The organism is Pseudomonas sp. PLMAX (assembly GCF_046042685.1).
GTDB classification, from domain to species: domain Bacteria; phylum Pseudomonadota; class Gammaproteobacteria; order Pseudomonadales; family Pseudomonadaceae; genus Aquipseudomonas; species Aquipseudomonas putida_AE.
On the sequence record NZ_CP064949.1, the window covers coordinates 3,120,757 to 3,134,725 of the forward strand.

Annotated in this window: 10 protein-coding genes and 3 pseudogenes; 8 read left to right on the forward strand and 5 right to left on the reverse strand. The window is 60.9% G+C overall.

Going from position 1 to position 13,969, the window contains the following annotated elements:
- Nucleotides 1-13 precede the first annotated feature (13 nt).
- A complete protein-coding gene (locus DKB71_RS14480; protein WP_408600824.1) occupies nucleotides 14-904 on the reverse strand; it encodes a LysR family transcriptional regulator in 891 nt (296 codons plus the stop codon).
- Nucleotides 905-1,116: 212 nt separating this feature from the next.
- On the opposite strand from DKB71_RS14480, the pseudogene DKB71_RS14485 reads away from it, so the two are divergent.
- A pseudogene (locus DKB71_RS14485) lies at nucleotides 1,117-1,179 on the forward strand (molybdenum cofactor biosynthesis protein); the annotation flags it as partial.
- A 162-nt stretch (nucleotides 1,180-1,341) separates the two neighbouring features.
- Here DKB71_RS14485 and DKB71_RS14490 read toward each other — a convergent pair.
- Together DKB71_RS14490 and moaA are read right to left on the reverse strand one after the other, a co-directional pair.
- Complete coding sequence (locus DKB71_RS14490) at nucleotides 1,342-2,241, reverse strand: bestrophin family protein (RefSeq protein ID WP_274076699.1); 900 nt, start codon at nucleotides 2,239-2,241, stop codon at nucleotides 1,342-1,344.
- Between the two features lie 6 nt (nucleotides 2,242-2,247).
- Entirely contained in the window at nucleotides 2,248-3,246 is a 999-nt protein-coding gene (moaA, locus tag DKB71_RS14495; RefSeq protein ID WP_408600825.1) for a GTP 3',8-cyclase MoaA, read from the reverse strand.
- Nucleotides 3,247-3,538: 292 nt separating this feature from the next.
- Between moaA and DKB71_RS14500 the strand changes: the two are divergent.
- Both DKB71_RS14500 and DKB71_RS14505 read left to right on the forward strand, forming a co-directional pair.
- Nucleotides 3,539-5,719 (forward strand): annotated as a pseudogene (locus DKB71_RS14500) (FdhF/YdeP family oxidoreductase); the annotation flags it as partial.
- A gap of 86 nt (nucleotides 5,720-5,805) precedes the next feature.
- Nucleotides 5,806-6,093: pseudogene (locus DKB71_RS14505) on the forward strand (cytochrome ubiquinol oxidase subunit I); the annotation flags it as partial.
- 349 nt (nucleotides 6,094-6,442) lie between these two features.
- On the opposite strand, the gene DKB71_RS14510 reads toward DKB71_RS14505, so the two are convergent.
- Nucleotides 6,443-7,294, reverse strand: a complete 852-nt coding sequence (locus DKB71_RS14510) for a CAP domain-containing protein (RefSeq protein WP_274076702.1) — start codon at nucleotides 7,292-7,294, stop codon at nucleotides 6,443-6,445.
- 143 nt (nucleotides 7,295-7,437) lie between these two features.
- Here DKB71_RS14510 and DKB71_RS14515 point away from each other — a divergent pair, with 143 nt between their 5' ends.
- The 4 genes from DKB71_RS14515 (at nucleotide 7,438) to DKB71_RS14530 (ending at nucleotide 11,475) form a co-directional block, all read left to right on the forward strand.
- The gene (locus DKB71_RS14515) at nucleotides 7,438-8,058 is read left to right on the forward strand and encodes a cell wall hydrolase (protein WP_408600827.1); all 621 of its coding nucleotides are present in this window, start codon (nucleotides 7,438-7,440) and stop codon (nucleotides 8,056-8,058) included.
- 308 nt (nucleotides 8,059-8,366) lie between these two features.
- Nucleotides 8,367-9,416 (forward strand): isopenicillin N synthase family dioxygenase, encoded by a 1,050-nt coding sequence (locus tag DKB71_RS14520; protein WP_408600828.1) that lies wholly within the window; start codon nucleotides 8,367-8,369, stop codon nucleotides 9,414-9,416.
- A gap of 1 nt (nucleotide 9,417) precedes the next feature.
- The gene (locus DKB71_RS14525) at nucleotides 9,418-10,356 is read left to right on the forward strand and encodes a hypothetical protein (RefSeq protein ID WP_408600829.1); all 939 of its coding nucleotides are present in this window, start codon (nucleotides 9,418-9,420) and stop codon (nucleotides 10,354-10,356) included.
- A 39-nt stretch (nucleotides 10,357-10,395) separates the two neighbouring features.
- Nucleotides 10,396-11,475 carry a putative urea ABC transporter substrate-binding protein gene (locus DKB71_RS14530; protein WP_408600830.1) on the forward strand — a complete coding sequence of 360 codons (1,080 nt, stop codon included), beginning with the start codon at nucleotides 10,396-10,398 and terminating at the stop codon, nucleotides 11,473-11,475.
- A gap of 12 nt (nucleotides 11,476-11,487) precedes the next feature.
- On the opposite strand, the gene DKB71_RS14535 is transcribed toward DKB71_RS14530, so the two are convergent.
- Nucleotides 11,488-12,003, reverse strand: a complete 516-nt coding sequence (locus DKB71_RS14535; protein WP_408600831.1) for a DoxX family protein — start codon at nucleotides 12,001-12,003, stop codon at nucleotides 11,488-11,490.
- 257 nt (nucleotides 12,004-12,260) lie between these two features.
- Here DKB71_RS14535 and DKB71_RS14540 point away from each other — a divergent pair, with 257 nt between their 5' ends.
- Nucleotides 12,261-13,763 (forward strand): aldehyde dehydrogenase family protein, encoded by a 1,503-nt coding sequence (locus DKB71_RS14540; protein ID WP_408600832.1) that lies wholly within the window; start codon nucleotides 12,261-12,263, stop codon nucleotides 13,761-13,763.
- Nucleotides 13,764-13,969 lie beyond the last annotated feature (206 nt).

Here is a 13,969-nt window from a genome sequence, read left to right on the forward strand (position 1 = left end):
CTCGAAGTGAATATCAGTTCTTTGCGGGAAATAACTGCTGCGCTTGTGCGAAACACTTCTCGGCAATCGCCGAGCGCGGCTCGGTCTTGCGCATGACCAAACCCAGGGGCGCCAGCACGCTGGCATCGGGCAAGTTGATGAAGGACAGGTGTTCGATCGGCGCTTCCAGGCCACTATCGAGGGGCATGATCGCGCAGCAAAAACCCTCGTGGATCGCCTGGAGCAACTGGTAGGTGGAATCGCTTTCCAGGATCGGCTGCGGGTCGAGCCCGCGGCTGCGGAAATTCAGGTCGATGGATTTACGATAGTGCATGCCGTTGCTGAGCATGCCCAGCGGCAGCTCGGCGGCATCTTCCCAGCTCATTTGCGTGCCGTCGAAACGGAAGTGACGGGTGTCGTAGAGCAGGCCGACGCGGGTTTCGCCGATCTCGAAAAACTCGAAATAGTTCGGGTTGACGTGGTCGAGGTAACACACGCCCAGGTCGAGTTGGTTATTGCCCAGCCCCTCGATGATCTGGTCTGAACTGAGTGACGACAGGCTGAACTTGAGTTCGGGAAAGCTGCGCGAAAGCCCCTGGATATAGCTGACCGGATTGAAACTGCTGAGCGGCACCAGGCCCAGGCGCAGGTTACCGACCAATTGGCCACGACACGCGGCCGCTTCGGCGAACAGGCCATCGTGGGCAGCCAGCAGGGTCCGGGCCCACGCCAGTACCCTTTCACCGGCCTCGGTAAAGCCTTCGAAGCGCTGGCCGCGGGTAACCAGTACCAGGTCCAGTTCATCCTCGAGGTTACGCAGGCGCATCGACAGGGTCGGCTGGGTGATGTGGCAGCGCGCGGCAGCCTGGCCGAAGTGGCGGGTCTGCTCCAGGGCGATCAGGAACTTGAGTTGTTTGATGTCCATGACGGCACCTGCTGGCGGGGGAAGGGTGTAGGACTGGTAGGCTTGATTTTGAGCGTAGACGATCTCACTGTTGGTTCTGTGCGTCCAATCAGCTGTATTTAAAGGGCAATAGATTCGCTCGATAATGCGGTTGGTGAGAGTGATTAGACAGTGCTTGTTCCAGCGCTTTAGTCTCCGCAAGTTAGTTAATTCCTGTCTGCCGGAGAATCTTGATGAGCGTCAAACCGGATGCATTGTTTGTCCCCTTGAACATTGCCGTACTGACCGTCAGCGACGCACCCCAAATCGGTGCAAGCCTGCGGGACACGGGGGTGAGCAGCGTGAACCTGTGGGAGCGAGCCTGCTCGCGATGAGGCCGGAACATTCAACATCGATGTTGACATAGGCCGCCTTCGCGAGCAGGCACGCTCCCACAGGTTTTGGGTGTTTCTTGAGTGTCAGCTCAACACAAAATCCACCGGTTCAAGCGCCGGTGGCAACTCCGTCACGCCCAGCGCAGCCAGGACATCGCGCTCGATATTGCGCACGATGGCGTCGGTGGGCAGGTCGTTTTCGTCGCGGCCGAAGGGGTCTTCCAGTTCGTCGGCAATCGCATCCAGGCCGAAGAAGGTGTAGCTGACGATCGCGGTGAAGATCGGTGTCAGCCAGCCCAGGGGTTCGGCCATGGCGAACGGCAACAGGATGCAGAACAGGTAGATGGTGCGGTGCAGCAACAAAGTGTAGGGGAATGGCAGCGGGGTGTTCTTGATCCGCTCACAGACTGCCTGGGCATGGGTCAGACTGGTTAAATGGTTGGCCATGAGCGTGTAGCGCCAATCGTTGATCGCCCCGGATTCGTTGAGTGAAGAGCACTGCTGACCCACCTGCAGCAGTATCTGTCCGCTGATATCCGTGGTGTTGCCCTTGGGCATCGGTTGCAGCCAGTCGCCACTGGCGGCCAGTTCGTTTTCCCTGCGTAGTCGCGCGTTGAGCGCATGGGCGAAGCCACACAGGTTGCCGAGGATCGTGTGTCGTTCAGGCGCGTCCTTGATGATCTGGGTTTCGCGAATCATCGAGCGGATGTCCACGATGATCTCGCCCCACGCCTTGCGCGCTTCGTACCAGCGGTCATAGCAGGCGTTGTTGCGAAAGCTCATGAAGATCGACAGTGACAGGCCGAGCAGGGTGAACGGCGTTGCACTGACCTTCGAGAAGTAGCTCGGGTGCAGGGTTTCGATCAGGACGATGGCCGAGGCAAGCAAGGTCACCAACAGGCTGCGCAGGGCAATGCGTTTGGCGATCGAGCCCTTGAGCGAAGTCAGCACGCCGATCAGGTTGGGTTTGGGTCTGACGATCATGGTCTTTCAGCCGCCCGTCATGTTCATGAAGCGAACGACCTGGACATCGTCGTTCACTTCGAAATTGTGCCGATAAGGCTTGAGTTTCATCGCCTCGATGATGGCTTTCTCCAGGCGTTCCGGCTGTCCGGGGTGACTGCGCAACACGGCCTTGAGATCGACGGAGTGCTCGTTGCCCAGGCACAGCAGCAGGCGACCCTCGACGGTCAGCCGCACCCGATTGCAAGTGCCGCAGAAGTTGTGGCTGTGGGGCGAAATGAACCCCAGGCGAATCTGCGGCGCCTCGGCCAGGCGCCAGTAGCGCGAAGGGCCCTGGGTCGACTCGGCGCAATCAATCAAAGTGTAGCGCTCGGCAATCCGCTCACGGACCTGGGCGCTGGAATAAAACGACTCGGCACGGCTGTGCTCGCTGATGGTGCCCAAGGGCATTTCTTCGATAAAGGAGATATCCAGATTACGGTCGATGGCGAAGCTCACCAGATCGTTGATCTCGTGATCGTTGCGGCCCTTCATCACCACGCAGTTGAGCTTGGTGTTGCGAAATCCGGCCTTGTTGGCGGCGTCGATGCCCTTGATCACCTGCGCCAGATCACCGGTACGAGTCAATTCGCGAAAGCGTTGCGGGTCGAGGCAATCGAGGCTGATATTGAGGCGCTTGACCCCGGCCTCAAACAAGGGCTCGGCCAGTTTGGCCAGCTGCGAGCCATTGGTGGTCATGCACAGTTCGCGCAGGCCGGGCAGGGCGGCGATCTTCTCGCACAGCTGGACCACGCCCGGGCGGATCAGCGGCTCGCCCCCGGTCAGGCGGATCTTGCGCGTACCCAGTGCGACGAAGCTCTCGGCCACCTGATAGATCTCTTCCAGGGTCAGCACCCGTTGGCGCGGCAGGAACTGCATGTCCTCGGCCATGCAATACACGCAGCGGAAATCGCAACGGTCGGTGACCGACATGCGCAGATAATCCACGCGGCGGGAGAACCCATCGATCAAGACTCGTTTCGACATGACATCCTCGCCTGGCGCTGGGCGCATCAAATGAATTGTGGGAGCGAGCCTGCTCGCGATGGTCGTTAACGATGACGCGTGCTTACTGGCTGAACGCGGTGCGCTTGAGTCCATCGCGAGCAGGCTCCTCCCACAAATTAAACGCAGGCTAAGTGCAACTTGCGAGGGCGTCCAATCACTATTAATAACCGGTTGATCGACGGGCTCTATGATGAAATATCTTCCCTCTGAAAAGTTCATTATGGCTGATTAAGTAATTGAAAATAATAGTAAAAATGTCTTGATAGATATCTTCGACTGCCCCGGTTGCGCCTGGGGCGAATCGCCGGAAAACGGCATGGTCAAGTTCTGCGAAAACGGCGCCAAGGCGGTCAACTGGGAAGCGACGGGCCGTTTGGTCGACCCGGCTTTCTTCAACAAATACAGCGTCTCGACACTGTCCGAACAAAGCGATTACTGGCTGGAGTATCAGGGCCGCCTGACCCATCCGATGCGATACGACGCCAGCACCGATCGTTATGTGCAAACCTCCTGGGACGAAGCGTTCGCGCTGATCGCCCGGCATCTCAATGCGCTGGAATCGCCGAACCAGGCCGAGTTCTACACCTCCGGCCGCGCCAGCAACGAGGCCGCATTTCTCTATCAGCTGTTTGTCCGCGCCTATGGCACCAACAACTTCCCCGACTGCTCGAACATGTGCCACGAGGCCAGCGCCGTCAGCATGATCGAGAGCCTGGGTGTGGGCAAAGGCACCGTGGTGTTCGATGACCTGGAGCATGCCGACGCGATCTTCGTCATCGGCCAGAACCCCGGCACCAACCATCCACGGATGCTCGAACCGCTGCGTGAAGCGGTCAAACGCGGGGCGCAGGTGATTTGCATCAACCCGCTCAAGGAGCGCGGACTGGAACGTTTCCAGCATCCGCAACACCCGATCGAAATGTTGATGAACGGATCCGAGCCGACCAACACCGCCTACTTCCGTCCGGCCCTCGGCGGCGACATGGCGGTCATGCGCGGCATCGCCAGGTTCCTCTTGCAGTGGGAACGGGAAGCTCAAGCCACGGGTGGTGAGCCGGTGTTCGACCGTGAGTTCATCGCCGAACACACCTCGGGAATGGATGCCTACCTGGCCGAAGTCGATGCCACCGCTTGGGAGCACATCGAGCAGCAATCGGGCATGAGCCTGGCCGACATCGAACTGGCCGCGCGCATGTACGCCCGCGCCAAGCGCGTGATCATGTGCTGGGCGATGGGCTTGACCCAGCACACCCATTCGGTGCCGACGTTGCAGGAAGTGATCAACGTGATGTTGCTGCGCGGCAATGTCGGGCGCCCCGGTGCCGGCCTGTCACCGGTTCGCGGTCACAGTAACGTGCAGGGCGACCGGACCATGGGCATCAACGAACTGGCGCCCACCGAATTGCTCGATGCCCTGGAAAAACGATTCTCCTTCAAGCCGCCTCGGGCGCATGGCCACAACACCGTGATGGCGATTTCGGCGATGGAGCAGGGCCGTTCGAAAGTGTTCATCGCCCTGGGTGGCAACTTCGCCCAGGCCACCCCCGATACACCGCGCACCCACGCCGCGTTGCGCAAGTGTGAGCTGACGGTGCACATCGCCACCAAACTCAACCGCAGCCACCTGGTCACCGGCCGTGAAGCGCTGATCCTGCCGTGCCTGGGCCGCACCGACATCGACATGCAGGCCGAAGGGCCGCAGGGCGTCACCGTGGAAGACACCTTCAGCATGATCCACATCTCCCATGGCCAGCTGAAACCCAAGTCCAAACACCTGCTGTCGGAGCCGGCGATCATTGCCGGGATCGCCGCCGCGACCCTGGGCAAGCAGCCGATCGACTGGAACCGGGCCGTCGGCGACTACGGCCGCATCCGCAACATGATTGCCGACACCATCCCGGGCTTCGAGGATTTCAATCGGCGCTTGCTTCATCCGGGCGGCTTCCACATGCCGAACAGCGCCGCGCAGCGCATCTGGAAAACCGCGAGCGGCAAGGCGCAATTCACCCCCAGCGTGTTGCCCGAACACCTGATCAGCGAAGGCGTGCGCAACCTGGCGGTGAAGCCTCATTTGATCCTGCAGACCATGCGCTCCCACGATCAGTACAACACCACGTTGTACGGTCTGGACGATCGTTATCGCGGGGTCTACGGCATGCGCGATGTGGTGTTCGCCAACGAGCAGGACATCCTCCGGCTGGGTTTCGAGCCGGGGCAGAAAGTCGACCTGGTGGCGCTGTGGGACGACGACCGTGAACGTCGGGTCAGCGGTTTCACCCTGATCGCCTACGACATTCCGGCCGGCCAGGCGGCCGCGTATTACCCGGAGACCAACCCGTTGGTGCCACTGGAAAGCTACGGTGACCGCACGTTCACCCCGACCTCCAAGTTCGTCGCCATCCGGTTGGAGCAGGCAAAAGCGAGCAGCCTCATTTCCACTTCCGCCGCATAAACCTGTAGGAGCCGGCTTGCCGGCGAAGGCGCCCGAAAGAACGATGCATTGTTCAAGGACGCCTTCGCTGGCAAGCCAGCTCCTACAGTTTCCTGGCGGTGCTCGAAAGCCTTTGGCTGAAAACCCACAACGACACCTACCGCGATCTCTACCATTTCTGGTCGAAGATCTTCGCCGTCAACTTCGGCATGGGCGTGGTCTCGGGGCTGGTCATGGCCTACGAGTTCGGCACCAACTGGAGCCGTTTTTCCGACTTCGCCGGCAGCATCACCGGGCCGTTGCTGACCTATGAAGTGCTCACCGCGTTCTTCCTCGAAGCGGGCTTCCTCGGGGTCATGCTGTTTGGCTGGAACCGGGTCGGGCGCGGCTTGCACTTGATCTATTTCTCGGGTGGCCAAGGGGCCCAAGCCCCATCACGAGTATGGGCCTGCGGGTCATTCCGATCATGTTCCTCGGCTACCTCGGCCTGGCCTTCAGTCTCTGGCCGAACATCGTGCCGCCGTCAGGATTGGCGATGGCTACCATTGATAAACATCAAGCGGCATCTACTCGGTGTTACTAGCGCATTGGGTGGCTGGTGTTGAGCGGGCCTGTAGGAGCGAGCTTGCTCGCGAAAAAGCTCAGGGCACCGCGGGGTGACAGGCGCCCCGCGTCATCGTTGACCTCCATCGCGAGCAGGCTCGCTCCCACAGTAGATCGGGTACGGCCGTGGGATGGGGCGATTCATTGCGCCCCAAACATCACCGTCCAGTAAATCCCCGCATCGCTCTTCGGATCAACCGCATACGCCGCGCCCAGGTCGCGGAACTGCGGGTTCATCAGGTTGGCACAATGACCGGGGCTGGTCAGCCAGCCGTCGACCACCTTGCGCACGCTGTCCTGGCCGGCGGCGATGTTTTCGCCTATCTGCTGGAAGTCGTAGCCCGCCAGTTCCGCGCGGTCGCCCGGGGTGCGGCCGTCGCGGTCCTTGTGATCGAAGTAGTTGTTGTTGGCCATGCTGCGCGACTGGGTTTCGGCGGCGGTCGCCAGGGTGGCGTTCCAGGTCAGCGGCGTGGTGGCGTTGAAGGATTGCGCGCCGCACTGGCGGGGCTGGCTGCGTGCGACGTTGAGTTCGGCCAGCATTTTTTGCCCTTCGGCCTGCCAATCGCCCAGGCGTGCGCTCAACAATGGGCGGGCCAGGACGATGCGCCACTCGCGGTCCTGGCGGCTTACGCCGACGTCGACGAACTGCGGGTCGAGCACGATCTGGCAAAAACTTTCCTGGATCGCTTTCATTGCCGAGGGCGCATCCCGCGGCCCGTTCAGGCTGATCGCCTGCACGTTCTTCATCGGATAACCGGCGCTGGCCATGGCCTGCTGCAGGTTGCCGACGCTGGCGGCGGACAGCACCAGCCGTGGGTCGGCCGACAGCGGCGGCAGTTCCGAGGACACCTGGCCGGCGCAACGCTGCAACTGGCCGCGGTAGAGGTTGATCGATTCGATCAGTTGCGACTCTTCGCTCGCCAGCGCGGTGGCGGCAAACACAAGCCCTAGTGAAAACCCGGCAAGGCGCAGAGTGGATGACAGGAAATGCATGGAAATCCTCCTTGAGCTGACTGCGCCCATGATGCGCGAAGTGCCCCCCTTGAACGCAATGTCTTTTTCGCGATGTCGCCTCCTTTGCGCCATCATTTCACTACTACACTGAAGCGAAACTGCCCACAGAGTAGTGCCCGACCATGCGCCACGACTGGATAGCCGCCTGCCTCGCCCTCACCCTGATCGCTGTTCCGGCACTCGCCACCGACCAGCAGCAAAAACAGAAAGTCGCCGAAGACAAGGCCGAGGTGCTGGAGCACAAGGCCGCCGAAAACAGCAGCCCTGCGTCGGCGTCCAGGTCTCAAGCCATTACCCAGCCCGAGGTCCAGGCCGTGGACCCGGCGGGCAAAGCGCCACTGGATGACGCCATCACCTGCCTCGCCCGATCGATCTACTGGGAAGCCAAGGGCAAGAACGCGGCGGACATGGAAGCGGTGGCCAATGTGGTGATGAACCGCCTCGGCCACGACGGTTTTCCCGATACCGTGTGCGGCGTGGTCAAGCAGGGCTCGCAGAGCAAGAGCTGCCAGTTCTCCTGGTGGTGCGACGGCCGTGCCGACTCGGTGCAGGAAGAGGTGCCTTACGCGATGGCCAAGGAAATCGCGCGCAAGGCACTGAACAAGCAATTGCCGGATCGCACCAAGGGCGCGCTGTATTTCCATGACCGGACGGTGAAACCGGATTGGGCCAGGGAGTACACCAATACAGCCAACATCGGCTTGTTCAGATTTTACAAACCCAAGGCCGGGGATGCGAAGTAGTCGCAAATTCACCCAGGCGATCATGAACCAGGCCGCGACCTTAAGCCACGCTAAAGAGCATTCGCTCCATGCTGGTGCCTTTACTGGCTTGAGGATAGAGATGCCTGGTCGGTCTCCATTGGCATCGGCCGTTTTAAATCAACTAGATACAGCTGTGCTAATGCGCACACTCGAACGTGGCACGGACATTGCTCAACCCCTCGAGCACCTTTTCTGGTGCGACTGATCCGGGACGACCCGGAGGCCTCGCGGCTCTGCGATATCTGGACGACCAGGTGACATTTTGACTAATCATCAGGAGGTTACTTATGGCGCCCACGCCTCGTATTACCCCTCATTTCGCGTTCCAGACCCTGCCTCTGGTCGACATTCAGGGACTGTTTTCCGACTGTGCAGCCGCTCGTATCGAAACCGCCGCTGCCCTGGGGCGAGCAGCCTCGCAGGCAGGCTTTCTGTACGTGACCGGGCACGGTATCGATCCGCAGATCATCAACCGCCTCAAACAACGGACGGTGGAATATTTCGCCCAGCCGCTTGAACAGAAGATGAACGATTACATCGGCCTGTCGAGCAACCACAGCGGATATGTACCGGAGGGCGAAGAGCAATTCGTCGAGGGCAGCATCGATCACAAGGAGGCCTTCGATGTCGGTTTCGATTACCGGCTGCCGCACGGGACGCGACCGATGCTGGGTGCCAATCGCTGGCCGGCGTTGCCGGGATTCAAAGAGGACATCAAGGCCTACTACGACGCCGTGTTCAGTCTCAACCTCACGCTTTTTCGAGGTTTCGCACTGGCACTGGGGCTTGCGGAAAATGCCTTCACGCAACGGGTCAACAACCCGCCCAGTCAACTGCGGCTGATCCACTATCCGTTCGCGCCGGATGCGCCGGTGGATCGTCCCGGTATCGGTGCGCACACCGACTACGAGTGCTTCACCATTTTGCTCCCGACCGCGCCGGGACTCGAAGTGTTGAACGGTGCAGGGCAGTGGATCGATGTGCCCTTGGTGGAGGGCGCGTTTGTCATCAACATTGGCGACATGATGGAAGTGCTGAGCAACGGCACCTACGTCGCCACCGCGCATCGGGTACGCAAAGTCGCCCAGGAGCGCTACTCGTTCCCGATGTTTTGCGCCTGTGATTACGACACGGTCATCGAGCCCGTCGCGCAACTGCTCGATCCGGCAACGCCGAGCCGCTACGGTCCGGTTGTGTGTGGTGAGCATTTGTACGCGCAAACCCTGCAGACCTTTCGCTACCTCAAGCAGCGCCTGGCCTGCGGTGAACTGAGCTTGCCGGAAGGGGCAAAGGGCTTGTCCTCATTCGGCCGTACCGCCCGCGCCGGGGAGGTTTGATATGCACCTCAATGAACTTGTCGCTCGTTACCCGCAGCAACCGACCCAAGGCGTTCCGGACTGGATGCTGGGTTTCTACAAACGCCGGGCAATCAGCTTTGCCGATGGCCTGACCGATACCCAGACCCACGTGTGCTGGTTCCAGAGCCGTAACTTCACCATTGATTTGCGCTTGCCGCTGGAAGAACACCAGGTGCAAGCCAAACCGTTGCTGGCGTACAGCGCGGAAGAACTGCAGCGACTGGCCAACTACGAAGGCTGGGAAGCCTTGTGTTCATGGGAAGGCGAGATTCTCAGTTGGCACACCGACACGTCCTTGCAGTTGCACAATCGCTGGCCCGAGCCAGGGCTGCTCAAGCGTATCGGCAACTGCATGATCGAGTTCTCGCCCAGCGGGGCCTATGTCGAAGACTGGCGTCTGCAATTGTCGGCGCCCGGCGCATTGATAGGCCTGCGGCTGCTGGAGGAAAAGGAGTTGGAGAGCGGCATCGTGCGTCATCGAGGGGGGGGATTGATCGTTTGTGGTGAATATGCGGCGCTGGTGCTGGGGCGTTCACATCCGCTCGAGGGAGGTGTGCCCCTGCGTGAGTTGGTCGCTCAATACGCGGATGACCCGCAATGGCTGCGCCGTGCGTTCAACTTCGAAACCTCGGTGGCCCAAGGCTCGCTCGACGAGGGCTACAACGTAACGCTCTCGACCTGTGCCGCGCGCGTGGGGCAGACCCTGATCCCACTGGACGGCTTCGAACTGCAGGCTGACGGCGTTCACGTCATCCAGCGATTGCTGGTTGATGGGCTGGCCTGCGAACGCCTGTTCATCATCGACACGCTGGAACCGCACGTCGGCTACGCGCAAACCACCGGATTCACCCGCAGCGCCGCGCAGTGGCATGAGCGCGAATCCCCGACATTGAGCCGCTATACCCAGCCGCTCGTTTGAAGTCATTGCTCCAACTCATTCATAACCCGTGAGGTTCCCATGAAGGTATTCTCGTGTGTGTTCTACCGTTTTGCCGCCGTGTTGCTGGCGTGTTCCTGTCTCGCTTTCGGTGCTACTGCCGCCGAGAAAAAGCACGAGTTCAAGGTCGCGTGGTCGATCTATTCCGGCTGGATGCCGTGGGGCTACGCCAGCGAACACGGGATCATCGACAAATGGGCAAGCAAGTACGGCATCAAGATCGAACTGGTACAACTCAATGACTACATCGAGTCGATCAACCAATATGCCGCCGGCGCATTCGATGCCTGCGGCATGACCAACATGGATGCCTTGACCATTCCAGGCGCCAACGGCGTGGACACCACGGGGCTGATCCTCGGCGATTACTCCAATGGCAACGACGCGATTGTCCTGAAAAATGGCAAGACCTTTGCCGACATCAAGGGCCAGCAAGTCAATCTGGTGGAGCTGTCGGTTTCTGATTATCTGATGTCCCGTGCCCTGGACATCCACGGCCTGAGCCAGCGCGATATCAAGATCATGAACACCTCCGACGCCGATGCAGTGGCCTCTTTCACCACGCCCGGCGTAACCGCGGCGGCGCTGTGGAACCCGCAGTTGAGCATGGTGTTGAAGCAATCGCCGACGGCGGTCCAGGTCTTCACGTCCAGGGAAATTCCGGGGGAGATCATCGACATGATGGCGGTGAATACAGAGACATTGGCGGCCAACCCGGAACTGGGCAAGGCGTTGGTGGGCGCGTGGTTCGAAACCCTGCAATTGATGTCCGGTGACAACGCACAGGCAATCGCTGCACGCTCCTCGATGGCCGAGCGTTCGGGCACCGATCTGAAAGGGTACGAAGATCAACTGACCCAGACCATGCTGTTCTACACGCCGGCCACGGCCTACGAATTCGCCAGCTCCGAGGCTATCCGCCACACCATGGACAAGGTCCGCACCTTTTCCTTCGCCAAGGGTTTGCTGGGTCAAGCGGCCACCAGTGCTGACGCGGTGGGCATGCAGTTCGCCGATGGCTCGACCCTGGGCGACAAAAACAACATCAAGCTGCGCTTCGATACCCGGTTCGTGAACATGGCGATGACCAACCAGCTCTGATCCGGCAGCGTTTTACAGATGAGCGCGGCGCCAGAAGCATCGCGCCAGCAAGGCATCGAGGCTGAATTTGCCAGGGCCGGACAGCAGCAGCGGCACAAGGGCGGCGAGGTAGATCAGCGGCAGTTTGAAATTGCCGAAACCCTTGTTGCTGATGGAGTAACCCTGGGCCAGTTCGCTCAAGGTCGACCAGTCGGCCGGCCAGTGCACCGCGGCGGTCGCAACGATGGTCACCACGATCAGGCTGATCGCCGAGAACCGTGTGGCCAGGCCCACCAGCAGGGCGAGGGCGCAGATCAGCTCCACCCACATCGACAACTCCCAGTTCAACGTGGCCGGCAGGTGGTTGAACGGAAACAGGAAGCGGTCCTGGATGTCGGCGAACCAGTTCTCGCCATTGAATTTCTCCAGGCCTGACTCGAAGAACTCCCAGGCGAGGAACACCCGTAGGGTCAGTGGCGCTATCCAGCTGCCGGCACGGTCAAGGTTCAGGTGCAGGCCTTTGACGGCCGATGAAATAGTGGCGCTCATGGTTGATTTCCTTCGAGGCAGGGAAGTCGGGCGGTGGGGTGCCCGTTGAGATGTATTTCATCAACCGGGTGTATCTGCGGTGTGTCGTTTGTGCGGGGAAATGAAGGCGTGGTGTGTCTGGGGTGGGGCTGTACACACTTTGATACGTAACCAGGTGCAACACTGGGCAGCTGTCTTGGGCGATGGGGGCGGCGGATGACGCTCGGGGACTTTTGCTATACATTTTCCGCCCGCCCTTTGCATGGTGATACCGCTTCATGTCTCTTGCGCTCGAACGTCTAGTCGCTGGCACGCCAATCCCTTTCGCCGGTAACCGTGTCACTGTGGTCAGCCCCGAACTGGCGGCACGCTTCCAGCCCGGTGACCACCTGTTGGTGGAGCAGGTCAGCGGCGAGCTGTTGTTGATCCCGGTGGCGGACCAGCAAGCCGCAGCGGTGGCGATCGAGCGTGCACAAGCGGCGTTCAAGGTGATGTCGACGGTGTCGGACGAGGCCATCAGCGCCTTCTTCGATCTGTTCGCGCAACGCCTGGAGACGCCCGAGTGCTGGGCCCTGATCGAGGCCGCGAACCTGGCCGACATCGAGCGGGCCAAGGCCCGTGGCCGCTCGACCACGCGCCTGCTGGCCGATGAGCGCATGCGCCGCGACATGATCGCAGGCCTGCGCGCCTGGCGCGATGCGCCGGCCACCCGCGGCAAAGTGATCAGTTGCGTCGAGCACGACGGCTGGAAAGTCGAACAAGTGGTCTCGCCGTTGGGCATCGTCGCGTTCGTCTTCGAAGGTCGGCCGAACGTTTTCGCCGATGCTGCCGGGGTGTTGCGCACGGGGAACACCGCGGTGCTGCGCATCGGCAGCGATGCGTTGGGCACGGCCCAGGCCATCGTCACCCACGCACTGAACCCGGCGCTGAACGACGCCGGGCTGCCGACCGGTGCGGTTTCACTGGTGGAAAGCGTCAATCACGCCGCCGGTTGGGCGATGTTTGCCGACCGCCGCCTGTCACTGGCCGTGGCCCGTGGTTCGGGACGTGCCGTCAGTCAACTGGGCAGCATCGCGCAACAGGCCGGCACTGCCGTCAGCCTTCACGGAACTGGCGGCGCCTGGTTGATCGCCGACACCGACGCCGATGCCAAGCGCTTCGCCTCCGTGGTGCGCAACTCCCTCGACCGCAAGGTCTGCAATACCCTGAACGTGTGCCTGATCCAGCGCGATCGCGCCGCGGAACTGGTACCGCTGTTTCTCGACGCGCTGCAACAGGCCGGCAAGGCGCGCGGCCAGGGCTGCAAGTTGCACATCGTCGAAGGTAGCGAAGCGTTCCTGCCGGCGGATTGGCAGACCGCGAGCGTCGACGTCTACCGCGCCGAAGGCTATCGCACGGAAGCTCAGGCCGAATCCTTGCCGGAAGATCAACTGGGTCGCGAGTGGGAATGGGAAGAGACGCCGGAAGTCAGCCTGAAGATCGTCGACGACCTGGACAGCGCCATCGCCTTGTTCAACCGCTACAGCCCGCAATTCACCGTGTCGCTGCTCAGTGAAGATGCCGCGACCCAGGAACGCTTCTACAACGCGGTCAACGCACCCTTTGTCGGCAACGGGATCACCCGTTGGGTCGATGGTCAGTACGCACTCAACAAGCCGGAACTGGGCCTGTCGAACTGGGAGAGCGGCCGCCTGTTTGCGCGCAGCGCGATTCTCTCGGGCGATGGTGTGTTCACCATTCGCAGTCGCATGACCCAGGTCGATCTGTCGGTCAAACGCTAAAAAGATTGCCGCAGCGGCTGCCTGGGCGGTCGCTGGGGTCAAGCTCAGGCGGCTTCGACGGCCTTACACCAGATGGACCCTGAATTTTCTTGATCACCACAAATCTCCTTGTGGGAGCGGGCTTGCTCGCGAATGCGGTCTATCAGCTGACATTGACGTTGGCTGACCCGACGCATTCGCGAGCAAGCCCGCACACACTGGATCTG